29 protein-coding genes are annotated in these 23,179 nt (G+C 64.5%); 2 read left to right on the forward strand and 27 right to left on the reverse strand.

What is annotated here, in order from left to right; translation table 11 throughout:
• Window positions 1-9 precede the first annotated feature (9 nt).
• The 7 genes from BRX37_RS17045 to BRX37_RS17070 are packed head-to-tail and all read right to left on the reverse strand — an operon-like array spanning window position 10 to window position 7,529.
• Entirely contained in the window at window positions 10-219 is a 210-nt protein-coding gene (locus BRX37_RS17045) for a hypothetical protein (RefSeq protein WP_069338476.1), read from the reverse strand.
• The gene (locus BRX37_RS17050) at window positions 216-1,019 is read right to left on the reverse strand and encodes a type IV secretion system DNA-binding domain-containing protein (protein WP_069338475.1); all 804 of its coding nucleotides are present in this window, start codon (window positions 1,017-1,019) and stop codon (window positions 216-218) included. The genes BRX37_RS17045 and BRX37_RS17050 overlap by 4 nt, the downstream gene beginning before the upstream one ends.
• Entirely contained in the window at window positions 1,009-1,257 is a 249-nt protein-coding gene (locus BRX37_RS26790) for a hypothetical protein (protein WP_069338474.1), read from the reverse strand. The genes BRX37_RS17050 and BRX37_RS26790 overlap by 11 nt, the downstream gene beginning before the upstream one ends.
• On the reverse strand, window positions 1,254-1,715 hold the full coding sequence (locus BRX37_RS17055; RefSeq protein WP_125988441.1) for a hypothetical protein: 462 nt from the start codon (window positions 1,713-1,715) through the stop codon (window positions 1,254-1,256). Before BRX37_RS17055 ends, BRX37_RS26790 begins: the two co-directional genes overlap by 4 nt.
• A complete protein-coding gene (gene mobF, locus BRX37_RS17060; protein WP_069338472.1) occupies window positions 1,715-4,786 on the reverse strand; it encodes a MobF family relaxase in 3,072 nt (1,023 codons plus the stop codon). Before mobF ends, BRX37_RS17055 begins: the two co-directional genes overlap by 1 nt.
• Before the next feature lie 3 nt (window positions 4,787-4,789).
• Window positions 4,790-7,294, reverse strand: coding sequence for a type IV secretion system DNA-binding domain-containing protein (locus BRX37_RS17065; RefSeq protein ID WP_099231128.1), 2,505 nt, complete (start codon window positions 7,292-7,294; stop codon window positions 4,790-4,792).
• Complete coding sequence (locus BRX37_RS17070; RefSeq protein ID WP_163000184.1) at window positions 7,287-7,529, reverse strand: hypothetical protein; 243 nt, start codon at window positions 7,527-7,529, stop codon at window positions 7,287-7,289. The genes BRX37_RS17065 and BRX37_RS17070 overlap by 8 nt, the downstream gene beginning before the upstream one ends.
• A gap of 588 nt (window positions 7,530-8,117) precedes the next feature.
• On the opposite strand from BRX37_RS17070, the gene BRX37_RS17075 reads away from it, so the two are divergent.
• Window positions 8,118-8,336: a hypothetical protein gene (locus BRX37_RS17075; RefSeq protein WP_069338469.1), complete on the forward strand. Its 219-nt coding sequence runs from the start codon at window positions 8,118-8,120 to the stop codon at window positions 8,334-8,336.
• A gap of 178 nt (window positions 8,337-8,514) precedes the next feature.
• Here BRX37_RS17075 and BRX37_RS17080 read toward each other — a convergent pair whose 3' ends face one another.
• The gene (locus BRX37_RS17080; protein WP_125988443.1) at window positions 8,515-9,072 is read right to left on the reverse strand and encodes a hypothetical protein; all 558 of its coding nucleotides are present in this window, start codon (window positions 9,070-9,072) and stop codon (window positions 8,515-8,517) included.
• Between the two features lie 226 nt (window positions 9,073-9,298).
• Between BRX37_RS17080 and BRX37_RS26795 the strand changes: the two genes are divergently transcribed.
• The gene (locus BRX37_RS26795; RefSeq protein ID WP_164522481.1) at window positions 9,299-9,487 is read left to right on the forward strand and encodes a hypothetical protein; all 189 of its coding nucleotides are present in this window, start codon (window positions 9,299-9,301) and stop codon (window positions 9,485-9,487) included.
• Between the two features lie 218 nt (window positions 9,488-9,705).
• Here BRX37_RS26795 and BRX37_RS17085 read toward each other — a convergent pair whose 3' ends face one another.
• From BRX37_RS17085 to BRX37_RS17175, 19 genes are all read right to left on the reverse strand, one after another.
• Window positions 9,706-10,695 carry an SLOG family protein gene (locus BRX37_RS17085; protein WP_069336083.1) on the reverse strand — a complete coding sequence of 330 codons (990 nt, stop codon included), beginning with the start codon at window positions 10,693-10,695 and terminating at the stop codon, window positions 9,706-9,708.
• Between the two features lie 649 nt (window positions 10,696-11,344).
• Complete coding sequence (locus BRX37_RS17090) at window positions 11,345-11,797, reverse strand: hypothetical protein (RefSeq protein WP_069336082.1); 453 nt, start codon at window positions 11,795-11,797, stop codon at window positions 11,345-11,347.
• Between the two features lie 133 nt (window positions 11,798-11,930).
• Window positions 11,931-12,269, reverse strand: a complete 339-nt coding sequence (locus BRX37_RS17095; RefSeq protein ID WP_069336081.1) for a single-stranded DNA-binding protein — start codon at window positions 12,267-12,269, stop codon at window positions 11,931-11,933.
• 714 nt (window positions 12,270-12,983) lie between these two features.
• On the reverse strand, window positions 12,984-13,412 hold the full coding sequence (locus tag BRX37_RS17100; protein ID WP_069336080.1) for a hypothetical protein: 429 nt from the start codon (window positions 13,410-13,412) through the stop codon (window positions 12,984-12,986).
• Window positions 13,357-13,677: a type II toxin-antitoxin system Phd/YefM family antitoxin gene (locus BRX37_RS17105; RefSeq protein WP_069336079.1), complete on the reverse strand. Its 321-nt coding sequence runs from the start codon at window positions 13,675-13,677 to the stop codon at window positions 13,357-13,359. Before BRX37_RS17105 ends, BRX37_RS17100 begins: the two co-directional genes overlap by 56 nt.
• A gap of 143 nt (window positions 13,678-13,820) precedes the next feature.
• Window positions 13,821-14,288 carry a DUF736 domain-containing protein gene (locus BRX37_RS17110; protein WP_099234220.1) on the reverse strand — a complete coding sequence of 156 codons (468 nt, stop codon included), beginning with the start codon at window positions 14,286-14,288 and terminating at the stop codon, window positions 13,821-13,823.
• A gap of 194 nt (window positions 14,289-14,482) precedes the next feature.
• Window positions 14,483-14,965 carry a hypothetical protein gene (locus tag BRX37_RS17115; RefSeq protein WP_069338175.1) on the reverse strand — a complete coding sequence of 161 codons (483 nt, stop codon included), beginning with the start codon at window positions 14,963-14,965 and terminating at the stop codon, window positions 14,483-14,485.
• A gap of 257 nt (window positions 14,966-15,222) precedes the next feature.
• A complete protein-coding gene (locus BRX37_RS17120) occupies window positions 15,223-15,735 on the reverse strand; it encodes a DUF736 domain-containing protein (protein ID WP_099234222.1) in 513 nt (170 codons plus the stop codon).
• A gap of 187 nt (window positions 15,736-15,922) precedes the next feature.
• On the reverse strand, window positions 15,923-16,447 hold the full coding sequence (locus BRX37_RS17125; RefSeq protein ID WP_037444040.1) for a hypothetical protein: 525 nt from the start codon (window positions 16,445-16,447) through the stop codon (window positions 15,923-15,925).
• A gap of 119 nt (window positions 16,448-16,566) precedes the next feature.
• On the reverse strand, window positions 16,567-17,100 hold the full coding sequence (locus BRX37_RS17130; RefSeq protein WP_037444036.1) for a hypothetical protein: 534 nt from the start codon (window positions 17,098-17,100) through the stop codon (window positions 16,567-16,569).
• Between the two features lie 28 nt (window positions 17,101-17,128).
• The gene (locus BRX37_RS17135) at window positions 17,129-17,413 is read right to left on the reverse strand and encodes a DEAD/DEAH box helicase family protein (protein WP_037444033.1); all 285 of its coding nucleotides are present in this window, start codon (window positions 17,411-17,413) and stop codon (window positions 17,129-17,131) included.
• Window positions 17,414-17,515: 102 nt separating this feature from the next.
• Entirely contained in the window at window positions 17,516-18,070 is a 555-nt protein-coding gene (locus BRX37_RS17140) for a hypothetical protein (RefSeq protein WP_037444031.1), read from the reverse strand.
• A gap of 21 nt (window positions 18,071-18,091) precedes the next feature.
• Window positions 18,092-19,150 carry a phosphoadenosine phosphosulfate reductase domain-containing protein gene (locus BRX37_RS17145; protein ID WP_318276739.1) on the reverse strand — a complete coding sequence of 353 codons (1,059 nt, stop codon included), beginning with the start codon at window positions 19,148-19,150 and terminating at the stop codon, window positions 18,092-18,094.
• Between the two features lie 69 nt (window positions 19,151-19,219).
• Complete coding sequence (locus BRX37_RS17150) at window positions 19,220-19,924, reverse strand: hypothetical protein (RefSeq protein WP_069336077.1); 705 nt, start codon at window positions 19,922-19,924, stop codon at window positions 19,220-19,222.
• A 36-nt stretch (window positions 19,925-19,960) separates the two neighbouring features.
• Complete coding sequence (locus tag BRX37_RS17155; protein WP_069336076.1) at window positions 19,961-20,470, reverse strand: hypothetical protein; 510 nt, start codon at window positions 20,468-20,470, stop codon at window positions 19,961-19,963.
• A 63-nt stretch (window positions 20,471-20,533) separates the two neighbouring features.
• Window positions 20,534-20,848, reverse strand: coding sequence for a hypothetical protein (locus BRX37_RS17160; RefSeq protein WP_069336075.1), 315 nt, complete (start codon window positions 20,846-20,848; stop codon window positions 20,534-20,536).
• A gap of 19 nt (window positions 20,849-20,867) precedes the next feature.
• Complete coding sequence (locus tag BRX37_RS17165; RefSeq protein ID WP_234792002.1) at window positions 20,868-21,752, reverse strand: Mom family adenine methylcarbamoylation protein; 885 nt, start codon at window positions 21,750-21,752, stop codon at window positions 20,868-20,870.
• 27 nt (window positions 21,753-21,779) lie between these two features.
• A complete protein-coding gene (locus BRX37_RS17170) occupies window positions 21,780-22,808 on the reverse strand; it encodes a deazapurine DNA modification protein DpdA family protein (protein ID WP_069336074.1) in 1,029 nt (342 codons plus the stop codon).
• Complete coding sequence (locus BRX37_RS17175) at window positions 22,805-23,164, reverse strand: DUF3768 domain-containing protein (RefSeq protein ID WP_069336073.1); 360 nt, start codon at window positions 23,162-23,164, stop codon at window positions 22,805-22,807. Before BRX37_RS17175 ends, BRX37_RS17170 begins: the two co-directional genes overlap by 4 nt.
• Window positions 23,165-23,179: the final 15 nt, after the last annotated feature.

Below are 23,179 nucleotides of genomic sequence, written 5' to 3' on the forward strand. Positions count from 1 at the left end.
GGCCGATTGTCAGAAGAAGCCGTTGCGTCGGCCGTCGCGACGGTCATCGTGGCGGGTATCGCCATCGCCGAGGGCCGAGCGCCGGACCTCGAGCTCCACCCCATCCCCCTTGCGGCGGATGCGGACATCCTGCGGGGCGAGGTTGTTGCGCTTCGCCCAGCGGTCGGCGTCGGCGTCCGAGCCGAACTCGCCCATTTCCTCAAATTCCCAGTTGCTCATGTCGATGCTCCTGACTGATCGCCTCGCCGGCGCGCGGAGCCGGTCGGGGCGTGACGATGTGCGGGGTTCCGCGCATGATCGGGGCGGCAGTCAGTTGACCGCGCTTCGTCGTCGCTGCGATGCGTCGAAAATCCCGACAGCATTGCATGGTCGCGTAGCGCCACCTCGATCGCGCTGATTTCGTAAGAGGGACGCCCGGGATCGCGACGCACGAAGAGAATGACGGTCGAAGGCCCGGCCAGCCACCGGGCGATCGACACGGGAGCGATGCCTGGCGTGCGGTCTGCGATGCCGGCAATGCCGGTCATCACGGTTGCGCGCACGGTCTCCCCCCAGCGCAGTGCCTGCGGACACGACGGATCGTGACCTGCGACCTCGGCGATCGCGCTGGCGGGCAGCGCATGGATTAGGCGGCGGACCCCTGAGAGCGTCTCTGCCGGCTCATTGCCGATATGGGTGATTGCGCGCAGCAGGACGTAGCGCGCGGCATAGGTGAAGGCTGTGCCGCGCACGTTTTCGACCGGCAGGAACGCTTCGATCGCGGAGGATCTGGCATAGTCGCTCGGATGATCGGCAAAAAAGTCCCAGTTGCCGAGCGCCGGATCGATCAGGACATCGCGGGTCTGGTCGGCAAGCGCGGTGAACGCGTCGCCATCGCCCAGGATGGCGAGGCGGTCGCCCGTGCCGTTTCGGACCGTGCGAAGCCGGTCGGCCGAAGCGGTCTGGACGGTCGCGATCGTCAACAGCGGGCGCGCGGGTTCGCATTCTCTCTGGAAGGAGAGCGGGTAATCAGCGCGCATGGACCCCGCCTCCCCTCTCTTGCATCGCTCTTGAGCGAAGGAAGCGGCCGAGCGGCATGAGGACGGCGTAGGTAAGGCCGAAGATCGCGGCCATCGCCAGGGTTTCGCCGCCCCAGTCGAGAGCGTCCTCATGCTTCGCCTGCTGGATGCACTGGGTCATGGTGTTGGTGTCGAGGTTGCAGGGATGCCAGTGTTTGCTGGCGATGACCTGTTCGAAGGATAGCGGGGCGGCGGTCATGGTCTTGACTCCTTTCGGTGGGGGGCGGCGTCGTGAAACCGGCTGCGCTGCTGCGGCAGATAGCGTTCGAGAAGGCGCTCGATTTCGGGATCGCCGAAGGGATCGTCGTCGAGGCCGGTGTAGGGATTGAGCGACGACAGGCCGGTGTCGAACGCGAGCGGAAGATGGTGGCATCGAGGCAGGTCGAGGTCGGTCTCGAAGGGGCCGGGTTCCCGTCGAGGGAGAGGCATCTCGATCGTGATGGCCCGCGAAGAGACCGACTTTACCGAAGGATGGTTGCCGACCTGCCCTGCTGAACGCGCGCGGGGTGCCTTGGAAGCGCGTCGCTGTATCCGAGGTGCGGGAGCGGCTTTGGACACATATACGGGCGGCTGCGGGGCCTGATAGCGGGCAGACAGACCGATCCACCACATTCCGAGGGCGACAAGGGCAAGGACAGAAATGAGCATGAGCGCCATCACAGTTCCAGTCCGATGTCTTTTTCAGGGAAGGGAAGTTCCGGCGCTTTGGGCTCTACGATTACCCTATGTTTGGTAAGGTCGAGTGAGGGGTCGGTGCGGATATCGATTTTACCGAGAGAGTTGTCCTTGTTGGCTACTTCGGCATTGCTCCCAAGCTTTTCCGGAGCGCGATCGAGGTCCGGCGGAAGCGAGGGGTTGAACGGCTCGTTCGACGTTGCTGCGGGTTGCGCGCCGGCGACGCCCCGCGCCGGATCGACCGAAAGTTCGCCCACGGTCTCGAGCGCCGATGTCTTGTTGCCTTCGTTGCGCTCGATGGCCTGTGTCAGCTTTTCGCGATCGTCGGTGAACAGCTGGATATCGTCGCGGACGCGGGTCACGGTCACGTTGAACAGGCGCTGGTTGGAAAGGTTGGATTCCTTGTGGCTCATCACCGCGATCGCGGTGTCGGTCGTGATGCCCTGCGCCGCGTGCATGTTGAGCGCATAGGCAAGGCTGATCCGCTCCATCATCGGATCGCCTGCCTTGAGATCGTGGATCGTGCCGTCGCTCGCCTCGACGCGGATGCCCGCCTTGTCGGCCGAGATGACGCGGGCGATATCGTTGTTGTTGAGGCCACGATCGCGATCGTTTTTCGTCCAGCGGATCTTGTCGCCTTCGTGCAGCCGGATCTGCTCGCGTTGCGCGAGCTGCATCGCATCGCTTTTGTCGAGGGGCGATATGCGCTGCGGGTCGAAGCTGCGCACACGCGAGCCGATCCGCACCTGGACGCGTCCCTTGTGGTCGACGCCGATGACATCGTAGGTGCCCGGTCCAAGGCCGAGGTCCCTGACGGCTTTCGGGATGTCCAGCACCTGGCCGGGCTTGTAGCTGTGAGCGTAGCGCAGTTCCTCGCGGGTAATGTTGATCTTGTCGAGGACGCCGATCGCGACGCCCTCGCCCTTGATCGCCCCTTCGGCGGCAAGCCCGTCTTGGATGCGCACATTGAGTTCGGCGCGCGCGACCCGGCCCGACGAGAACATGGCCGTCGTCTCGCGCTGTTCGGGCGTAAGGCCCAGCCAATGCTCTGCGGCCGCCTTCACATGCTCGGGGTTGGCCGTGACCTTGTCGCCGAGCACCGCCATCGCCTCGCGCACCTGACCGAGGTTGGTGAGCGCAGCGACCGTGCGCAGCTGGTCGGTGCGCTGGCGCAGGTTTTCGTCCATCCGCGCCAGCGTGATCCCGCCGGCCTGTGCGATCGCGAAGGCCTTGCCGGCATCGACCGCGGTAATCTGCTGGCGGTCGCCGATCATCAGGAAGCGATCGACGCCGAGCGCATTGGCGATGCCGACGAGGTGCTTCATCTGTTCGGAGCCGACCATCGAGGCTTCGTCGAGGATGATCGTCGTGCCGGCGAGCGCGTCACGCGCGCCGTCATAGCCTGCGCCCTTCCCTGCGAGCGCATGGCGCGCATAGCTGTGGACGAAGGAGGAGACGGTGCGACTCTCGATGCCGGTTTCGGCGCCGAGCCGGTCGGCGGTGGCTTTCATGAGCGCCAGGCCGACGACCTTGCCGCCTTCCTGCTCGACATTGCGCGCGACGCTCGCAAGCATCGTCGACTTGCCCGCGCCCGACACGCCCTGCACGGCAACGATCCGATCGCGCGAGATGAGCGCCATGGTGGCGGCGGCCATCTGCCCCTCGTTAAGCTGTTTGTCGCCCGAGGCGGCATTGATGCGGTCGATCACCACATCGGCAGGGACGATCACGCGCCCCTCGCCTTTCCCGCGCTCGATCTCGGCAAGGATACCGCGCTCGGTCGCCAGCGCCTCGGGCGTCGTGACATGGGTCACGAAATCATCGATCCGGTCCGACTTGCCGGGGATCAGCTGCTCATTACGGATCAGTTCGGAGACGCGGGCATCGATATGACTGGCGGTGACGCCCTTGAGACCGAGATCGAGCGCAGTTCGGGCGACGGCGGATACTTCGAACGCCGCTTCACGCTGGGCGTGGATACGGATCGCGGATGCAACAGCATGCTGAGCGCGAATCTCGACGGGCGAAAGACGTAGCCGCTCGATACCTCTGGATACGAGCGGATCGCCGGGGCGGAACATCTCTCCGAGTGTCTCGCGAATAGTCTCGATCACCGCACCGACCCGTTCCATCGTGCCGAGCCGGGTATCCGGCCTGTCAAGACCGGCACGATCCCGGGCGGCATCGACCAGCGCCTTTCCGTCGAACCCGAGCGCGGTTGCCCGATCACGCCATTCCGCGCGCAAGGCATCGCGGTCCTCGACATTCAATTTTGCGTCGCGGGTATTGGTCGTGATCCGGTCGATTGCCTTGGGATTGGTGATCCCCAGTTCAGCCGCCTTGGCCGCTATCTCGGTGCGGCGCTGACTAAAGGCTTCGATGACGGCTTTGGGCACGCCATTGATCTCGAACTGGCCGTGCTTGCCGGTGATGCTGGTTTCATAGCCAATCTTTGCCAGCTCGGCGCGGAACTGGGCATGATAGGCCGCGCCGATGGTGGTGTTGTTCTTCCACAGCTGGCCATTGTGCAGCGCCTGCCAGGCCCCGTTTGCCATCTTCGTCATGTTCGCGACGAGGACGTGGATATGTCCCTGCGGATCGAGCGCACGGCTCGTGTCGTGCTGGAACATGGCATAGACGAGATTGCCGGTTCGCACAGCGTCGCCATGCCTGGAATGCTCGTAGGTCCGCCCTTCGGCAAAGGTCTTCTCGACCCATCCCATGGTCGCACGAACGGCGTTCATATGCGCGGCGAGAACGCGGGCGTCGCCGGCGACATAGGCCATGACGCTGGCCGACTTGGGCATCGAGAAAGTCAGGTCTACACCGGACTGGCGGTTCTGGACCTGCCCGACCTTTTCCCCGTCGGGCATTTCGCCGTTGAGGATCTTCTCGAAGTCCTCCTTGGTGACCTCGCCCGACAGACCGAGCGCTGCCGCCCCCTCCCCGCCCCACGCGGTCGCCTCGGAGGCATGCTCGGCAGTGTAATAGTCGTCCTTGGCGAAATAGTTCGCCGCGCCCGAGGCCGATTTGACGGAAGCGACCGAGAGCATCGGTTACATTTCCGGGTCCATGTCATCGTCGATCTCGGGCGAGCGGTCATGCCCGTGATGACGATGATGATGGTCCTCGGTGCGATCGGTCGCGAACCCGTCGCGCAGTTCGCGCGTCGACTGGTCCTCATGCCGGTCGCCATCGGAACGGTTCGACGGACCTTCATGACTGTGCATGTCGGGGTTCGATCGTGTCTGTTCGGCACCCTGCGCAGCTGTGCGGTTATCGATGAGTGACATCCCCATGCCAGTCAGTTTCGCATCGAGGTTGAGCTGGCCGTGGGTTCCGCGCGCGGTCTCGGCATTGGACGCCGTCCTGCCATCAGCCGACTGCCCGGGTTCTGTTCCGCCGGCTGCTTTGTTCGCTTGTGCGATCTGGATCTGATCCACCACGACCGGCGGTGCGGCGATCACCTCCATCGCCGCTGCCGCCTTCTCCGCTTCGCTCCGGGCATGACCAGCTTCAGACTGCGTCTTCTGTTGCTCTTCTTCCTCGCGCTCTTCCACGCCTCCCACGGGCCGCGTGGGCGTATGCTCACGCCCACCTTCACCCCCCTCATCCGCGCTTTCGTTCCGGCGTCGCCGGTCCTGCGGCGAGACGTATTCGGTCGGCTTGAAGTCCTTCCGGGGAACGGCGCCTGGGGCGATCTCGGGATAGGAGCGTATCTTCAGTTCGATCCGCGAGGCGGGAAAGCCGTCGGGGAATTTGACGAAGCCGTGCAGCGAGGGGAGATTGTTGATGTCGTCGGGCAGGACGAGCGGTTCGATCGCGGTGCGCGGCGTCAGCGTCGAGGCATCGCGGGTATTGTTATAGCCGTAGCTGTAGGCTTCATCCATCTGGCGCACTTCGCGATTGCCGATGAACTCGGAGCATTTTTCGGCGGTCGTGCGGTCGGCGGTGGCGAGGATCAGCTTGGTGCGCGCAAGGCCCGTCAGCGCGGTCGCGTTCTGGAGCCCATAGGTGGCGACCAGCTTGTCGAACGAGTGGATGCCAAGGACGAATGCACCGCCGAAATTGCGGGCGGACTGGAGGCCATGTTCGATGCCCGGTAGCGCATGGAGCGCGTGGACCTCGTCGAAGAGATACCAGGTCCGCAGATCGCGTGTCTTGGGCAGGCGCATGAGGTTGTTGACGGCGAGGTCGATCCACAGCGTGAAGAGCCCGCGGGTCATCTCCAGATCGTTGTACGAGCCGGTGATGAACATGATCGACCCGTCGCGATTGTCGGTCGCGATCCAGTCGCGGATCGAGAAGGCCGGAGGCCCGCCCTTGACCGGGTCCGGCATGAAGCGAAGCGCCTGTCCGTTGACGTTGAGGACGGAGCGGATGGACTCTGCCATCCGCGCCGCCTTTTCGGTCGTCAGCGGGGCAGCGACGGTATCTTCGAGCTTGGCGTGGATCTTCTTGAGGTCGGCCTGCATCAGGTGGTGGGCGATGGCGGCGTTGTTGCCTTCGCCATCTTCCTGAAGCTTCAGGCACATCTCGATGAAGAGCATGCGCGCGGCGTTCTGCCAGAAGGGTTCCTTGTCCTCGGGATGGGAGGGAATGAGCGCGGCGGCGGCCGACACGAAATCAGCATAGTTGCGGCATTCATCGAACAGCGTCCACGGTGCGCAGCGCTCGTCCATGGGGTTGAGGATGACGTCGGTTTCGGGATCGTAGAAGCTTTCGACGAAGGCGCCGGTAAGGTCGAAGATGACGGCGCGGTGGCCGCGCGCACGGATCTGCGAGACGTGACTGCGCAACTGCGTCGTCTTGCCGGTGCCGGTGGTGCCGATGAGCATCGTATGGCTCTGTTCGAGCCTCCATGGATAGGGGATGCCGGCGATGCGGTAGGGCACATGGATGCCCTGGTCTACGCGATCGATGACCGGCGCCTTGGCGACGCGTGCGGGATCGAATGGCGGGTCGTGCTCGGCGCATTCCTTGCGGAAGTTTTTGGCGTTGTGGGCGCGCACGGCATTGAGGAGAACATCGTTCTCGACGAGCATCGCGCCGCGATTGTGGCGCTCCTGGAGCATGTCGCGCCCGCGCTTGTTGGCCCACATGATGAACCACATGATGAGCGGCGCGGCAATGAAGACGGACATGACCAGCGTGGTCAGGAAGATTTTGACGGTCTTCGCCCATGCGTGAACGACATGGGGTTCGTAGGGGACGTAACCGATCGGAACCTTGGTGACGATGCCGCTGGGAAGGGTCAGGTTGATGAGGTGGAACTTGTCCGCGCCGACCCATGTCCAGACGGCGGAATAGAGCTTCATGAGGTCCAGCTGGAACTCATGTTCGGCAAGCCCCAGCCAGACGAAAATGTTGAAGAGGACGATGAAGGTTCCGAGCCAGATCCAGATGGGCACCTGGATGCCGGCCCACGTCATCTTGTACTGGCTGGCGAGCAGCTGTGATCCGCGCGTGAAGTTGCCCGAATTTCGGGTGATCCGTCCGCGTGCGGAGTGATGTTTGACGGTCGCGGCCTGGCCGTTGAAGCGGATGTCGTTGCTACGCATGGAAGGTCTCCAGGCGTTGCTTTGCGGCTGCTAAGAGCTGTGGGACGACGTCACCGTGATCGCGCGTAATGATGACGTCGATCGCCGCTTGCATGTACTCGAGGACGAGCACGGCGCGGGTGATATTGAAGCTATGGTCCGCCTCGGCAAATCTGATGCCGAACATGAGAGCGTAGCGAGCGGCTTCGGACCGGGAACAGCCTCGCTTTGCAGCGATCTGATCCAGTGCCGCCAACTCACTCGGCAAAAGCCGAAAAGCTATGGTTGACTTAGACATGTACCACCCACGGTCAAGTGGATGGTGGGGCTTCCGAGCCTCTTAGATACCGCGATTTGCAGGGGGTTTCCAGCAATAACGTGTAGCTAAATTGCAAACAGAACTTATCGTGCAAAGACAAGTAGTTAGCGTGGGTGTCGTGAGGCGTTTGCACATGCAAACAGGCAAGCGTATGCAAACGGTCGATATTTCAATGTCTTAACCTGCGGCCTGCCGCATAGGGTGTGCAAATCTCTAGGGACTATCGGTGGTTGTCGGGGCATCAGGGGATGTTGTCCGATCGTTGGCTCCGATTCCGGCAGGGAAGCGCCGCAGGCAATCATCCTCGGGATCGTCGGGACGGGGTTTCGCGGAGCAATTCCGCCCCACGACGGACCTGGCCATAGGCCAGTGTCCGTCGCCCTTATGCTGGTCCGGTCAAGACCGGATCAGCGAGCGAGATGGTGGCTCCATATGGAGATGATGCTGCGTGCTATTGTGTCGTCGTCGGCACGCTGGCATCCTGTGTCGTGGAGGCTGGTCACACGATCAGAAAAGGCATGTCCCATGGCACGGAGTATCGAGCAGGAACGCAAGCAGCTTGAGGCGGAGGAACAGCGGTTGAGCGAGCGACGCAAGCAGCTTGCCGAACGGGAGCGAAGCGACCGGCTGAAAGAGGTCGAGAAGTCGGGGTTGATGAAGGCCGACAGCGCGCAGTTTACCGGCATCCTCGAAGCGATCCGAAAACTCGGGGCGACAGAGACGCTCAAGCGCCTGACCGCGTAAGTCGGTCGGCGCTGTGTCGGGCCTCAAGCCCGACAGGCAAAATGATGGGGGAGCGGCCGTCAGGCCCTCCCCCATTTTGCAGAGGCAAAGATTGTCACGGATCTTGTGCCATGCAGGCAGAAAAAAGGGGCACCGGACGAATGTCCGGCACCCCCGACGCAGGGACCGTGGAGGGAGGCTAACCCCAGACCATGCGTACATCGTCGGCGACCGTGGAGGTCGCGGCAATCCTGTCGAGACGATCGAGATAGCTGTGCAGGCCATTGTCGGTCATGGCTTTGCGGATGTCGGGTTTTCCGAGCCGCGCGCGCAGATCGTCGAGGGGAATGTCGCCGCACGCTTCGGTGCCAAGACCCATCGCCTCGAGAACGGCGTAACCGTTCTGGTTGGAGAGATCGATTTCGGCTGCGCCGTCGGGTGAGGAACCGACGCACATGCGGATGGAGCGGGTCGCATCGTCGCGCCAGAACCGGATGGTAAGGCCGCGAAACTGCGCTTCCTCGACCACGGCTATGACGGCTTCGTCATGATCGAACAGGGCGCAGATCGATGCGAGCGACCATGGACATACGCGGGCCTCGAAACTGGCGCTGACAAGCGGGTCATCATCGTCGTCCTCGATGAGTTCACCACGCTCGCGAGCGAAGGCGCGGAACGCGGCGAGCTGGCGAGCGGTGATGATGGCCGGTTTGGCGACGGCGCGCTGCTGGACTGCGAGCGAGAATGTGATCGACATGGGCTTGTCTCCCGATTGAAACCGCATTCCCGATCCCCCTGCTCTTCGACCCGTCAGGGTCGCGCTGGTCGGTTCAGGATTGTCGGTCCGAAGGACCGTGATCGACCCGGCATCCCGGCATCGGGTGCGTTGGTGGTGCGCGGTGCGATCGGCACTGGCGAGGCGTAGCGAACGGGCGACCCGCAGGGGTCGCCGTGACGCGAGCGAGCCGTGCCGGTCGGCTGTCATGGAGGGCGTCCCGGGACCGCGCGAGGCGCAGCGGGTGCGCAGGCGATGCGACGGCATCGCCGCGCCCGCCAGCGAGCCGGACCGGGCGGCGGTGCGCCATGCTCGATGGGTGCCGCGCCGGTCGATGCGGAGCGAGCGCGACACGCGCAGGCGTGGCCGCGATGCGAGCGAGCCGGCGCGGCTGTGATGCGCGGTGCGATCGGCACTGGCGAGGCGTAGCGTGCATCGGCAATGCGACGGCATTGCCATGCCGCGAGCGAGCCGGGCCGCTGCCGTCTATGGGCGTCATCGACCGCAAGGTCAGGCCCACGCGGCGCGATGGGGCTCGATGCCCCGGAGCGCCGCCCAGGGCGACGTAAAAAAAGGGAAGGACCCCGGTTTCCCGGAGCCCTTCCGACAGATGCGTCAGGCGCGGCGGCTGCGCGCAGGCTGCATCGGTGCCTGTTCGTTGCGACGGAAGACGTGCAGCGGGACGCCAGCGGTGCGCATCTTGCGGGCGAAGTCGATCTGGACGCCCGATCCTTCGCACACGACTGCCTCGACGGGACGCAGGCTTGCGATGCGGTCGTTGCGCAGGAACCCCGCCTTGTTGCCGTGACGACGCTCGAGCATCATGCGCACCAGCTTGACGTCGCGCGAGGACGCCCATGCTGCGGCGATGGCGTCGGCTCCCTTGTTCATCGCGGTGGTCATCAGGACCATCGAGGGGATGCGGCGCTTGATCTGGTCGAGGCGTTCGAAGAGCTGCTCGTGGTCGTGCCATTCCATGCCGCCCGAGAAGGCGACGACAGGCCCGGTCGGGTTGTGCTCTTCCCGCTTCTTGGCGGCGCGTGCGGCCAGATAGTCGGCTCCGTCGATCATCGAGGCGGTGAGCTTGGAGGAGACGCGGCTGCCGCGCACGGTCGAGAAGGGACGGCCAGTCTCGATGCGATAGACTTCGCCGGCGTGGTCGCGCATGCAGCGCATCGCCTCGGCGCACCCTTCCAGTGTCTGGCAGAGCAGCTGGGTCTCTTCGAGTTCGACAGCGTAGATCTCCGAGGGGTCGTAGCTGCGGACCAGATCGCCCAGCTTCTTGGCGGCGTCATCCTCCCGGCCCTCGATGCGCTTGGCCACCATGTGGAAGCTGTTGACGAAGCCCCATGCGAGGTCGGCGGCGAACTCCTCCATCCGGGTGTCGCGGAACACATCGAACATCGTCGAGAGCATCTGTTCGACGGCGGCTGCTGCCTGATCGGGATCGGGCATTTCCAGCTTCTCGGCTTCTCCCACGATGCTGAGCTTGGCCATCTCGCTGGCTTCGATGAAGCTGCCTTCGTAGGTCTGGCGGGTTTCGGTGTCGACGCGGCGCTCGTTGAACGCGCGGCCCATGTCGTCGAAGTTGCTGTACTTGGTCATGATAGCCTCCATGTGTTGAAAATCTCACCTTCTCTCGGTGAGGAATCTCATCCGGCATGCGGCGGTCAGGGCGGTCAGGGACGTTAACCGGGAAGCCGTGCCGCGCAGACGGCACGGACCCCGGTTAACGCTCGCGAGCGGTGGAGCCGATTTTCTCGTGCCCGAAAGCGGAGGCGCAGCCGGAGTGTCGGGTGCGTGAAAATTGGGGGACCGCTCGTCCTTGACGGCCCGCAAATCCCCGCATGCCAAACTTCCTCATCACAGAGAGAGAAAATATTATGTTGTGGCAGGCACGCCGGGTCGGACCGACGGCGGGCGACGATGGCGTGCCGCAAGGCACGGCATCGTAAAGCGGGCGCCAGAGAGCCCGGGAGGGCGAACCAGCCCGCGCCGCCCCCAAGGAGGACGCCCGGCGCAGCGAGCGGATCGTCACCCGTCAGGGCGGAGACCCCGCAGGGGGCTCCGGGAGGCCCGCCAGGGCCGAGTAGAGCCGCGTGCCCGCCCATAGGGCGGGACGCCCAACCTCTTCTTCTACGCCCTTCTCTCAACCACCATGGCAGGACCGACCGCCCGAACCGGATGCAAGGGAGCGGCGGCCGCGACAGCGGCCGCAGCCGCAGCCGGAGAGGCTGCGCGTTGGATCACGCGGTCATGGATCGTAGTCGTGGCTATCGCCGTCGTCATGGGCGTCCCCGTAATCAGGCATCTGGGTGTGACCCGGATCGTCGGGGTCGAAATTGTCATCGTGATCGTCGGTTACCGGATTGATGTGTAAATCCGGTTCGTCGTCATATCCGGTATGGCCGACAATCCGGTTCGCCGGCTCCGGCTCAACCGCGCTGTCGTCGTCGAACCAGCATTGGCGCGGGCAAAAGAGCAGCAGCCGGTCGCGATGGACGAAGGGCTTGCCGTCCATGAGGATCGGACGGGTCGCGAGACGGCGGCAGGGCTGGTTCCGGCGATCGTAGAAGCCGCATGGCACCGCGAGCGGCGTGGGGGCGACGGCATCGCCGTCGTCACTGCCGCGCGCCGGTGCCGGGATTTCGGGTTCGGGGTCCGGCGCGAACGGATCGCCGTCGAACATGTCGCGCTGGGTGGTCATGATGCCGATCCTTTTCGAGCGGAGGCGCGCGCGCAAGGCGCGATGCGTCAGCATCGCGTCGAGGGCGGCGCGCCGGTCAGAGTGAGCACGCGGCAGGGGCGGTGCCTTGCGGCACCGCCCCGTGCGGTTCGGGTCAGTAGAATTCTGCCCGGTCGGCGATGATCTCGCAGCCGTAGCGGTCGTTGCCGTCGACGTCCTGCCAGCGGGTGTAGTGGAGGCGGCCTTCGATGGCGATGAGGTCGCCTTTCTGGCGGTTGTTGGCGATCGCCTTGGCGAGGCCGTTGAAGCAGGTGACCTTGTGGTATTCGGTTTCCTTGACCGTGAAGCCGTCCTCGCCCTTGTAGGTGTGGCCGTCCTTATTCAGCTTGGGGCGATCGGTCGCCACGAAGATCGTCGCGACGCTGGTGGTGCGGTTGACCTCGCGCAGCTCGGGGGTGCGGGTGATGCGGCCGACCAGGTTCACGTTGTTCATCTCGAAGCCTCCTTGGGATGTGGCCGGCGGTTCGTCCGCCGGTGTCACCTGAGGAGCGCCGGGAGCTGGGGCGCCGCACCGCAGGGCGATCGGGACCGTCGCGCAGGCGGCGGGATCGATCGACCGGAGGGGAACCGCTTTTGCAGGGGTGGTGCGGGCAGCCGCGCAACGCGCGGCAACACGGCCCTGCCAAAGGGGTTGCGGGGTTCCGGCTCCCGGCGCAGGTGACACGAAACGGCGGATGGACCGCCGGTCGCAGCCCAAGGTTCCCGCAGGCTTCGAGATGGACAAGTCTCGTGAACCGACAGGGTCGGGTGCGTCATCCGTATCCCCGGGCGATGGAGTGCGGGGGGCAACCGGACCACCAGCGTCGCGACTCCTTGGGATGGTGGCGACAGCCCGGAGCTGAACAAGGACGGTCACATGCGGACGTGACGGCCGTGTCGAGGAAGCCGGATGCCGCAAGGGCACCTTCGGGCGGAACGCTTGCCAGGGCGATCGCCAGCAACCGCCATCCCCGGCACCGTTCCGATCGCCATCGAAGGCTGCTTTCAGGGCGCTTCCGCTGGCAGGGTGGCGATGGCTTTACAGGCCGCCGGATTGCGAGATCAGGGCCGGTTGGCGGACAGTTGCGATCCCAACCGTCGGGGCGGTGCCGCAAGGCACCGCTCCTTTCAGAGGGCGATTGTCGATGGCGATTGGATGAGAGACCCGTTAGCGACGGTCCAGAGGCTTCAGGAGCCGTGCCTGAATGGCGCGGATGATCTTTGCGAAATATCCCGGCGGGGTTCTACCGTAGAGAAAGCCGCCACTCTTGAGATCGATCACGTCGTGGCCGCGCCAGTCGAACTCATTCGCTTCGTTGAGAACGACATAGCTTTCCTGCGGGCGCGGCAAACCCATAGCGGTCGCGACAACCTCAGGGATCGCATCGGTGTCGCTATCGGGTACCTCGCCCTTGGTGGTGATGGGCGCAACGACGATGCCGGAGGCATCGGCGGCAAGGACTATAACGGGGCGTTCCTTGACGCCTTCGTCCCTGCCCGCCGCGGCGTCGGTGCTGAAGAGATAGACATAGTTGAGGATATCACCCGGGCGAGGCGGCGGTGCCGGGGGTGTCGTGGTCCCATCGATCGGCGGCAATTTCGGCGTCACTGGGAAGCGAGGCTTCAAGACGGGCCGCGAAGTCATTGGGGAAGGTTCCTTCGGAATAGACACGGCGGTTTCCATGAAGCGCAGCGAGCGCAGCTTCGGCATGTTCGAGCCACTGGGCACTGACGACGGCCGCGAACGGACGCTTGTGCTTGGTGAGAATGACAGGCCGCGTCTGGCTTTGATCGACATAGACGCCGGGAGACTTGTGAAAGTCGGTGAGGTTGACGGTGTCGTCGTCAGCGCGGGTCGCCATGATATCCTCCTGCGGTGGAAATGGCAATTATACGCATTGTGCGCGGAATAGCCAGAATGAAGACGGGGACCGCTTCGGGGGGAGCGAAGCGATCCCCGTCGAGGGAGCGAAAGGGGCGACGCATATGCGCCGCCCGTGGTCGATCAGGCGTTCTCGAGCGGCGCGGTGGACTGGCCGAGACCGTCCGGGGTCGGTTCGCTGCCGGTGTCGCTGACGCTGCTGCCATCGGCCCCGAAGGGCGGCGCGATATCCTCGTCCGACTTGATCCCGAGCGCGGACGTCACGTCGCGGCGCTTCTGGGCGCGCTGCCACACGACATTGTACGAGCCGTCGTCCTGGCGGAACGCCGAGACCTGGAGCGGCTGCGCCAGCGAGGGATCGTCGATGCGGCCGTTGAGGAAAGCTTCGCCGGTGTTGGTCGAGGTGAGTTCGAAGAAGGCCCCGACCTGCACCCACGTCCGGCTCGGGGTGAGCGCGTGGATTTCGTAGCGCGGCGCGCGCGGGTTGGCGGAATGCACCGGCTTCAGCGCGATCGTCATCGCCACTGTCAGCGTCGAAATGCGGCCCATGAAAATGCCCGCGTCGTTCTGCTTGATCGATCCGATGTTCATGTCGTGTCTCCGTGAGATTGTGCGTCTGGACCCCTTGTCCTCGACACTTTCTCCCATCCTCCTCCTCTCCCCGGCCCCTTGGCCGGGCAGGGCGCGAAAGCGCCCCTCACCGAACGCGTTCTTCACGCGGACGGTGGTGGTTCGAAGAGGGGCATTTTGGCGACTGGACTGTCGAATTGGGTAACCCTTAAGGGTTACTCACATGAAGATTGTGCTTCAGCTGCATCGTCCGGCGCCTTGATGGGGAGGATATGGAGCGGCGGAGGGATGTAGTTGGCCTGACGGAAATGCTCCATGATCGCCTCGTAGGAACCTAGTTGCGACGCTTCGTCGGCGGTCAGGACGGCCTTCTCGTCTTGTGCGGCGGTATAGACCTGTCGTGGACCTTCGCCGATCCAGATGCGGATTTCAGGTGTAAAATGCCCGTAGTTACCGTCGGACCAGCTTCTGAAAGGCAGGTCGTTATGGCAGCAAAAGTCCTCCATGTCGTCGATATCACCGCCGACCACTTCATGGGCGCGTAGGCAGAGAGGTTCTCCAGAGGGTATCTCCGTCAGCGGCCCCCCATCCCATTCAAGAGAAAGGCCGCATCGGTTGGCGGTTTCGATGAGTTCGGGCACCCGATCGGCAGGGAGTATCCCTCCGATGGTAATGGATACCGAGACGCGATCTGGCATGGTGCAGACTCCTGAGGCCAATGACTTGCCGGTCCCGTCCGAGGCTTGCGCTCCATTCGTCCAGCTGCCAGTCATCACCCTCTCCTCTTCATGCTCCAGTTTCTGCCATTCACTCTGTGCTCATCGGTGAAACGGATTGAGGCGATAAACGGGTTCAACACAACGATGAATTGACTCGTCATGGATGAATGATCGAGGAACTCGTTCCCGGCAGGCAAAAAAAGGGCGATGCCGTAACGGCACCGCCCCTTTGAATTTCAGGCGTCTTCGGCAACGCGCTTGGCGCGACCGCGACCCTTGGCGACGGGCTCCTCCACCGGCGCGGTGGACTGGCCGAGACCGTCCGGGGTCGGTTCGCTGCCGGTGTCGCTGACGCTGCTGCCATCGGCCCCGAAGGGCGGCGCGATATCCTCGTCCGACTTGATCCCGAGCGCGGACGTCACGTCGCGGCGCTTCTGGGCGCGCTGCCACACGACATTGTACGAGCCGTCGTCCTGGCGGAACGCCGAGACCTGGAGCGGCTGCGCCAGCGAGGGATCGTCGATGCGGCCGTTGAGGAACGCCTCGCCGGTGTTGGTCGAGGTGAGTTCGAAGAAGGCCCCGACCTGCACCCACGTCCGGCTCGGGGTGAGCGCGTGGATTTCGTAGCGCGGCGCGCGCGGGTTGGCGGAATGCACCGGCTTCAGCGCGATCGTCATCGCCACTGCCAGCGTCGAAATGCGGCCCATGAAAATGCCCGCGTCGTTCTGCTTGATCGATCCGATGTTCATGTCGTGTCTCCGTGAGATTGTGCGTCTGGACCCCTTGTCCTCGACACTTTCTCCCATCCTCCTCCTCTCCCCGGCCCCTTGGCCGGGCAGGGCGCGAAAGCGCCCCTCACCGAACGCGTTCTTCACGCGGACGGTGGTGCGATCCGGCCATGCCGGGGAGAGTTTCAGTTGGGCAGATGTCCTGCGATCAGCGCGCTATCTGCCGGGTCAAGGCAGTGCCGATATCGGCATGCGCGGCGACAAGGGCGCCGATCGCGCGCGAAACGACAGCGCTCGCTTCGTCGTCGGGCGTCATGCACCAGCGTTTGCCTGCGTGTCGGATGTCGATCAGTCGATCGGTCCGGTTGTCTATGCCGAACGTATAGCCGTCGCGCTCGCTGACGCCCGCAACCGTGACGTCGGTGGTTTTCTGCATGACAGCGACGATGGGCGGGATCGCGGGCGTCAGCGTCACGATGTCGACGATTTCGGCAGGTGGGACCTTCGCGGGTGCAGGCGGCTTGCCGAGACGGGGCATCGCAGGGATGGGCACCAGGCCATTTACGGCGTCCTGGGCCATGTCCGCTGCCATCGCGGTTGCCATAAAGATCGCGGTGCGCGCGAGATCGTGAGCGATGGCCTCGCGATGCGCGTCGGAGAGCGTCGGCAAAAGATGGCAGAGTTTGGTGTCGAGCGCGAAGGCGACGGGTTCGGCATTGGGATCGATGCACATGGGTCATGACCTTTCGGCAGAGATCCGGACCCCATGTCCGGATTGCCGATCCGCTCCCCCTTCCCTGCCGGCGCAGCCGGTTCCGGCATCGTTCGACGATGCCGGGGCGACGATAAGGGTCAGCCAGAGGGATGTGTGGGATGTTCGAGCGGAGGATGCTCGGACAGATGCCTGCGGGCCGTCGCGAGCTTGCGCAGCGTCGAGGCGAGAAAGAGTCCGTGCGACGTCTGGGGATCGACCAGTCCGGCGCGTTTGTTGAGCCGCGTCTCGTGATGTCGGATCGCGTCGACTGCGACCATGATGTCGTCGAGCGTCAGTGCGACGACCGTGCAGGTGACAGGCAAGGGCACGTTGCGCAGCGCGAAGGCGAGAAAATGGGGTGCGACCGGCAAATGGTGGGCGAGTGCCAGTTCGACGGCGTGTCGCAGCTGGTCCCTGTCGTGTACCAGTTCTTCGAGCAGCCGCGACGCCGGCATCGCGGGAACCGCGCGGAACGCGCCATGTTCGAGCGTGATGGCGATGGGATCGCTCGAGGCGAGACCGATGACATGCTCGGAAAGGATGGCGATGACATCGCCCTCCTCGATGCAGGGTGTGTCGAGGCAGGCGTCATACGCCGCTTCGCTGCTGTCGTAATAATGGACGCGGTACATGGCGCTGTTCCTTTCGAGCTGGGAGGGATCAGGCGTAGCGGGGGCGCTCGGCGGGAAAGCGCGCGGGCGGCAGTCCGGAAAAAACGAAGGCCCGATAGCGTCCGCCGCTATAGGTGACCGAGCTGACCGGCGTGCGATGGCGCTGGAGGCGTGCGAGAAGGCGGTTGGCGCGGTGCATCGCGTCGATCGCGGTCCGTTCGTCGAAATGGAGCGCGATCGCGCGGACGAAAGTGCCGGTATCGTAGAACCAACCGCCCTCTTCAGGGCCGCCATAGGCGCGATCGATCTCGTAGAAGGCAAGGATGCTGCGCATGGGGGACTCCGTTGTTGCCGGGGCTGGAATTCATCCCCGATCCAAGTCCCTCGCTTCCCTCTTCCTTCGGTCAGGCGTCCGATGGTGCCGTCGTGGGGACGGTCATGACGCATCGGTCCGTTGGCGACGTATCGCAGCCTCGGCATGGAGACTGTCAACCAGATCGTTGCGGTCCGAGCGGATCTCGCTGTCGGGATCGGCGATGACCGCTGCGGCGCGGTCGAGCAGGTCGGCAAGGTCGCGATCCTTCCTGCCGCCATCGGGCCGTGTCGGGTGCGCAGCTTCTTCCCCGGCCTTGTCGAGCGAGAGGACCAGGATCGTTGGCTTGCGGGCCTCGTCGAGAGAGCGGCTATCGGCGACGAAGCGTCCGCCGCGGGTTATCGCAAAGGCGTTGAACGTCGGCGAGACCCCGCCGTCGGCGTTGGGAATATGGGTGCCGCGGTCGTGGAACTGGATGTCGATGAACCGGGGCGGTCCGCCGTAAGTCTTTTCGAGAAAGCAGAAGGTGACGCGGCGACCCTCGCTTGTTCTTGCGGTGATGGTGAACGCCCCGTCGGGGACGTCGATCGCCTTGTGCGGGACATCGTTGAACCCGGCAAAGCCGATGGCGAGGGCATCGGCCCGGCTCATGACGGGGAGATCGGTAATATCGGCCATGGGAAGCGGTCCTTGCTGGGGTCAGGCGGCGCGCTTGACGTCGATGAGGTCGGCAAAGCGCGCGCGAACGGCGTTTGCGGTCGGGTAAAGGTTGGAGAGATCGTGGCGCGCCAGGATCGGTGCCCGTGACGCCGCGATGATCGCGGCCTCGTCATGGGTCGGAATGCGGGGCGGCCAGCCCCTGACGTAGCGCAGTTCGGGCGGCATCGCGGCTTCGAGGCGGCGACGCTCGGCGGCGTCGGCCTTGGCCGTGCCGATCCGTCGCGCGAGATCGTCGGGTAGCAGGCGCGGATCTGTGTCCGCGAGCCACCGGCCAGGCTGAAAGGAAAAGGTCGAACTCGCTTCGAGATCGACCAGATGCAGAAGCGCGTCGCGATTGGCCGGCGCCGATGCTGACGCTCTGGCGTCGGCGAGCGACTGGAGAACGCAGAAGCGGCAGGAAAGGCGCGAACTGCCATGGCAGGTATAGGCGATGTGGAGCGGGATATGCAGCGTGGCGTGGGCAGCCAGCACTTGCGGCGTCGTCCAGTGCGTCAGCGGGTTCCACAGCATCATGCGGGTGCCGTGGGGATTGCCCGCCGGCGCGTAGCGAGGATCGGGTTTCCATTCGGGCGTGCGAGCGCGAGCGGGACTTTCGTCGCGCCGAAGACCCAGGACATTTACGATGGTCGCGCCGCGGAGGGTTCGTGCGAGGTGCGGCCCGATGACATGGGCTTTCATCTCGGATGTGCAGAACCGAAGCGCCGAGGAAGACCAGGGGCCTATCAGATTGTAGGTTTCGAGCGCCTCGTAGCGCGCCTTGCCGTTGGCAAAGCGCTTGGCCCAGCGATCGAACAGATCACCCGCAGCGCGGCGGACGATCGTGAGGGGCAGACCTGCCAGAGCGGCAAGATCCTCAACCGTCGCCGGGGTCTCGTCCCATTCGGCGCGGCCGAGATCGGCATGGAGGGCAAGGCGACGTTCACGGGGGTGACCGAGTGCGTCGAGCAGCGGGTTGACCGTGAACATCGCGGCCGAGCTGTCCTTGCCGCCCGAAAGGTTGAACACGACCCATGCGCCTGCTGCGATGGCCTCGAGCATGGCGGGAGGCAGTGCGATCGCGGGCAGACCGGATATGCGATGCGATGTATCGGTGTCGAGCATGGCCGATCAGGCCGCGAGGTTTTGCGGAAGTGCCATCCAGTCGAATTCTTCGAATGGCACGTTTTCCCAGGATGCGGCGCGCGAGGGATGATAGACGCTCGCGTGGCAGAGCAATCCGAGACTTTGGGTCGCATCGTTCCAGAAGCCGATATCGCCGCTCGAGGGATCGCGAACGGCGAGCACGACGCCATCGACGCCACTGTCTGCCCCCGCTTCGATGCGGTGCAGTGCGCGCTCGAGGATCGTCTGGGTCGAATGGAAGCGGACGCCGTCCCCTGTGACGACGACACACCCTCCGGCAAATTCGCCGGGACGAAGCCGGTCGCAGTCCGACACCCAGGCAAAGCCGCAGGGAAGCGCGGATTTGCATGCTGCCAGGAGCAGGTTGGCGACCTGTTCGACGCCGAACTGTTCGCCGCTGAACGTGACTTGTGCGTCGTTGGCGTCGTTCGACCGGATGTCGATGGCGCAGTCGAGACAGGGGAAGCCAGGATCGGGAAAGATCGCGAGGAAGGTTCCGAACTTCGAGGCGCCTTCGGGGGGGAAGACAGCCCGAAATGCCGGATCGAGGGCGTCATATTGCCGCGCAAGATCCTCGTCCTCGCCGCCTGTGTCGAGAATCCCGCAGGCTTGCTCGGCGACGCGAAGGAGCATGGCGTCGGCATGGCTCATGAGGATGGTGAAGGCGGCTTTGGTGTAAGTGTTCGCCATGATGCTGATCTCCGTCCGGGTTGGGAACAGGCGCGGTCAGGCGCTTTCGACGTCGGACAGACGCGCGCGTGCGGCCGCGGCCTCGTCCGGGAAGGCGCCTGCAAGGTTGGTGTGGAGGGTCTCGAAATCGGGGACCGGGAAGCGCCCGTCGGGACGCGGGCGAGTGATGAGCAGGGCGCTCACGACCGCGGCGGTGGAATCGGGATGCACGATCCGGGGGGTTTCGCCGTCATGGATGACAGGCGCGCTGAAGCCGGCTTCGAGCCAGGTGCCAAGGCCCTCCTCGACCTGTTCGGCATAGGCACAGACGGCCTCGTCGGTCTCGTCGTCGATGTGCAGGACGAGCGTGACGTAGCGGCCGAAATCGTGGGCGTTTGACAGGGCAGCGAGACGGCAGCCGGGAGGCGGCGCGCCGTAGCGCGCGATCAGCGCGCATTTGTAGGTTGCGATTTCGAGGCGGTTGAGCGCGTCGAAGTCGGGCGATTGGCCAAGCTGCGCGCAATCCTCGTTGGTGGGACCGGCACCGAGGTCGATGACATGGGGCATGGGGTTCTCCGTCGATCGCTATTGATCGATCGCGCCCATCCCCCTCACCTTCTGCCCGGAGGCTCAGTCGCCAAAGAGGCGCCGCTTCATCGCGATCTGCGCCGGTCCATCCTTTGCGCCGAGCGTTTTCAGCCGGTCGGTTTCGAGAATGCGGCCAAGGTCGGCAGGAAGCCGCGCCCAGCGTGACGCGATCGCGATGGCGTCGGAAGCCGATTTCAGCTCGCCAGGTTCCGTCCCGTGCCAGACAATCGTGTCATCCTCGCCATCGAGATGGGGATGCCGTCGTAGAACCTGAACGAAGAAACTGTTCAATGGCCGGTCCCAACCGATGCTGACGCTGATATCGGGTTCGATGCCGGTAAAATCGTGACGGCTCATGTCGCGTCTCCTTGGAAGGTCAATTCCTGACGAATGTTTCCGCCTCACGCCGCAGAATGCCGGGTGACGAAAACCGATCCTGTGTCGTGCCGTTCACGCCTTGGGACAGGCGATCGCGAATGACGTCGCTTCGGCGTGGATAGGCAAGTCGAGGCAGGTCCTGGCCTGTTCGGCGCGCGTCACGGGTCAACTCGAAGCAATAGGTAAATAGCGGGCTTTGCCGATCGCGCGTGAGGATGCCGCGGTTGGTCAGGCGGGTGAGCCAGTCGGCGGGATGTTCGCCGGACATGGGCGCAGGCGCGCCAAGATCCACAAGGTGGGCGATTGCGCCGCCATGTCCTGAATCGAGTGAGCGGATTTTGGAGAGGGCGCGCCCGGATATCGTTTGCCCCGCGAGGCGCAGGACAGTCCTCGGCCTCGTTGTGCCCCGATAGGCCCCGGAGAGAGCGGCATAGACGACGCCGCAATGACCGAAGGCAGGGTCGGAAAAGCTGACGACGGCATCGATGGCAGGTTTGGCCTGGCGCAACAACCTGAAGGCACGGGCTGTAAAGAAGCTCTCGCCGTTGGCTGCGACACTGGGCAGGCACAGGAGACGCTGAAGGACGCAGCCGCGTGCAGCATCGGCATAGCCGGTGTGCCGGCAAATCACCGCGTTGCTCGCGGGTACGCCGAAGACGATCAGACCCACGAGCGAGGAACGCCCCGCGGCGCCCGGGCCGAACAGGCCGCACGCCAGCTGGGCGGCGGGATAGCGTGGCAGGTAATGATGATCGGCGAGGAACGCCCTGGCGATCTCGTGGCTGACGACATCGACGGCATAGCGCGACGGCTCGATCACCGTGTCGTTCGAGACGAAGAGGCTGCGCCGGTCGCGCCAGCGTTGTGAACGGGTGGTGAGCATGGGATCGTCCTTGGGCCCTGGAGCGTGTCAGGCAACGTAGCGCGGCGTCTCGGGCCGCCGGCTGTGCCAGATGTCGGCGGCCCAGCCCTCGACCCAGGCATCTGTTATCGCGTCATGGTCGAGCTCGCCGGTTTCTATAAGGTCGCGGATTTCCGCCCGCGCCTGCGCGATGGCTTGTTCCCAGGGATCGAGCGGCGGGGGCCGGACCGGGATGTCTGCGGCCTCGGTCAAGAAGCGCGGGGGTTCGAGCAGGCGCGCGCATTGGGTTCGATACCAGCGGTCCATGAAGTCGGCTGCAAGCCGGTCCGTCTTGGAGATGCGATGCCGCAGGGCATGCCTTCGAGCCGCGATGCCCCATCCCTGGCTGTCGATCGAGGCAATCCAGCGTGCGAAGGGCGCAAGATAAGGCAGAGCGTCGCCCTTGACCCCGAAGAGATGTGCCTTCGTCCCGATGGGCAGGATATGGGTGAGCCGCTCGACGACGGCGATCAGTCCCTGAGGTCCGTGGGTCGGCCGACGGCACATGCTGCCGATACCGATGACCGAGCCGGGAAGGACGATCGCGTCGATGGAATCGAGCGATCGGGCATAATCGTCGGGCTCGCGGCCCTGGATCACCGGCATGAACCGTTGGCGGATGCCGAGATCGCCGGCGCGTGCGAAGCATTCGCGGTTGGTCGCGGCAGTGCGCGCGACGCGGTCGAGAACCTCTTCCCGGTCATGGGCGACTTCGTGCTCGCAGCAGTAATCGACCGACGATATGCGCCGAAAGGGATAGGATGCGGCCAGGGTCATATAATCGGCGATCGACCATGGCAGGCCGCGGTAGCGCACCATCATGGTGTAGCCTGCGGAATCGAGGTCGAGACTTGCGAGGTCTCTCGCATTGGCGAGGGTCCCGGTTCGCCATCCGGACCATTGCCGCCAACCATCGGCCTTGCGCCAGCGCGACAGGCAATTGGCTGAGATCAGAACGGGCGCGCACAGCGCGGCAGCGCGCGCCAGAAGCGGGCCGTTCGCCAGATGGGGGAGGCCAAGGACGATTTCGATCGTCACAGATCCTCCCGCAGCATGAGCGTCAGCACGCGGCGCGTGATGCGCGCGTCGGCGGGGTCCTGCGAACCATATTCGAGGTGTTCGTCATAATAGTCGATCGAGAAGAAGACGCGGACGTCGCCAACGGTAAACTCGCCGCGATTGCGCTCCTTGTCGCGGGGGTCGAACGTGCAGCGGCGCAGGGCCTGGAGGAGATGGGCCTGCGCGATCGCCTCGGATGCAGGCGTATCGCCGGCAAGAGCGCCGAGGCAGGTGCGGGTGACGACGATGCGGGCGGTGCGATCGAGGCCTTGGCGGCAACGGTCGTTGAGGCGGCCTATGGTGTCGATGCGCGTATCGGTGGCGGCGCAGATCATGATCGATCCTTCCGT

Origin of the sequence: Sphingomonas sp. S-NIH.Pt3_0716, from assembly GCF_003950715.1 — a bacterium.
In the GTDB taxonomy this organism is placed as follows: domain Bacteria; phylum Pseudomonadota; class Alphaproteobacteria; order Sphingomonadales; family Sphingomonadaceae; genus Sphingobium; species Sphingobium yanoikuyae_A.

Coding starts and splice junctions, on each gene's coding strand:
- BRX37_RS17045 (WP_069338476.1), bottom strand. CDS start 219: ATGAGCAACTGGGAATTTGAGGAAATGGGCGAGTTCGGCTCGGACGCC.
- BRX37_RS17050 (WP_069338475.1), bottom strand. CDS start 1,019: ATGCGCGCTGATTACCCGCTCTCCTTCCAGAGAGAATGCGAACCCGCG.
- BRX37_RS26790 (WP_069338474.1), bottom strand. CDS start 1,257: ATGACCGCCGCCCCGCTATCCTTCGAACAGGTCATCGCCAGCAAACAC.
- BRX37_RS17055 (WP_125988441.1), bottom strand. CDS start 1,715: ATGGCGCTCATGCTCATTTCTGTCCTTGCCCTTGTCGCCCTCGGAATG.
- mobF (WP_069338472.1), bottom strand. CDS start 4,786: ATGCTCTCGGTCGCTTCCGTCAAATCGGCCTCGGGCGCGGCGAACTAT.
- BRX37_RS17065 (WP_099231128.1), bottom strand. CDS start 7,294: ATGCGTAGCAACGACATCCGCTTCAACGGCCAGGCCGCGACCGTCAAA.
- BRX37_RS17075 (WP_069338469.1), top strand. CDS start 8,118: ATGGCACGGAGTATCGAGCAGGAACGCAAGCAGCTTGAGGCGGAGGAA.
- BRX37_RS17080 (WP_125988443.1), bottom strand. CDS start 9,072: ATGTCGATCACATTCTCGCTCGCAGTCCAGCAGCGCGCCGTCGCCAAA.
- BRX37_RS26795 (WP_164522481.1), top strand. CDS start 9,299: ATGGAGGGCGTCCCGGGACCGCGCGAGGCGCAGCGGGTGCGCAGGCGA.
- BRX37_RS17085 (WP_069336083.1), bottom strand. CDS start 10,695: ATGACCAAGTACAGCAACTTCGACGACATGGGCCGCGCGTTCAACGAG.
- BRX37_RS17090 (WP_069336082.1), bottom strand. CDS start 11,797: ATGACCACCCAGCGCGACATGTTCGACGGCGATCCGTTCGCGCCGGAC.
- BRX37_RS17095 (WP_069336081.1), bottom strand. CDS start 12,269: ATGAACAACGTGAACCTGGTCGGCCGCATCACCCGCACCCCCGAGCTG.
- BRX37_RS17105 (WP_069336079.1), bottom strand. CDS start 13,677: ATGGCGACCCGCGCTGACGACGACACCGTCAACCTCACCGACTTTCAC.
- BRX37_RS17110 (WP_099234220.1), bottom strand. CDS start 14,288: ATGAACATCGGATCGATCAAGCAGAACGACGCGGGCATTTTCATGGGC.
- BRX37_RS17115 (WP_069338175.1), bottom strand. CDS start 14,965: ATGCCAGATCGCGTCTCGGTATCCATTACCATCGGAGGGATACTCCCT.
- BRX37_RS17120 (WP_099234222.1), bottom strand. CDS start 15,735: ATGAACATCGGATCGATCAAGCAGAACGACGCGGGCATTTTCATGGGC.
- BRX37_RS17125 (WP_037444040.1), bottom strand. CDS start 16,447: ATGTGCATCGATCCCAATGCCGAACCCGTCGCCTTCGCGCTCGACACC.
- BRX37_RS17130 (WP_037444036.1), bottom strand. CDS start 17,100: ATGTACCGCGTCCATTATTACGACAGCAGCGAAGCGGCGTATGACGCC.
- BRX37_RS17135 (WP_037444033.1), bottom strand. CDS start 17,413: ATGCGCAGCATCCTTGCCTTCTACGAGATCGATCGCGCCTATGGCGGC.
- BRX37_RS17140 (WP_037444031.1), bottom strand. CDS start 18,070: ATGGCCGATATTACCGATCTCCCCGTCATGAGCCGGGCCGATGCCCTC.
- BRX37_RS17145 (WP_318276739.1), bottom strand. CDS start 19,150: ATGCTCGAGGCCATCGCAGCAGGCGCATGGGTCGTGTTCAACCTTTCG.
- BRX37_RS17150 (WP_069336077.1), bottom strand. CDS start 19,924: ATGGCGAACACTTACACCAAAGCCGCCTTCACCATCCTCATGAGCCAT.
- BRX37_RS17155 (WP_069336076.1), bottom strand. CDS start 20,470: ATGCCCCATGTCATCGACCTCGGTGCCGGTCCCACCAACGAGGATTGC.
- BRX37_RS17160 (WP_069336075.1), bottom strand. CDS start 20,848: ATGAGCCGTCACGATTTTACCGGCATCGAACCCGATATCAGCGTCAGC.
- BRX37_RS17165 (WP_234792002.1), bottom strand. CDS start 21,752: ATGCTCACCACCCGTTCACAACGCTGGCGCGACCGGCGCAGCCTCTTC.
- BRX37_RS17175 (WP_069336073.1), bottom strand. CDS start 23,164: ATGATCTGCGCCGCCACCGATACGCGCATCGACACCATAGGCCGCCTC.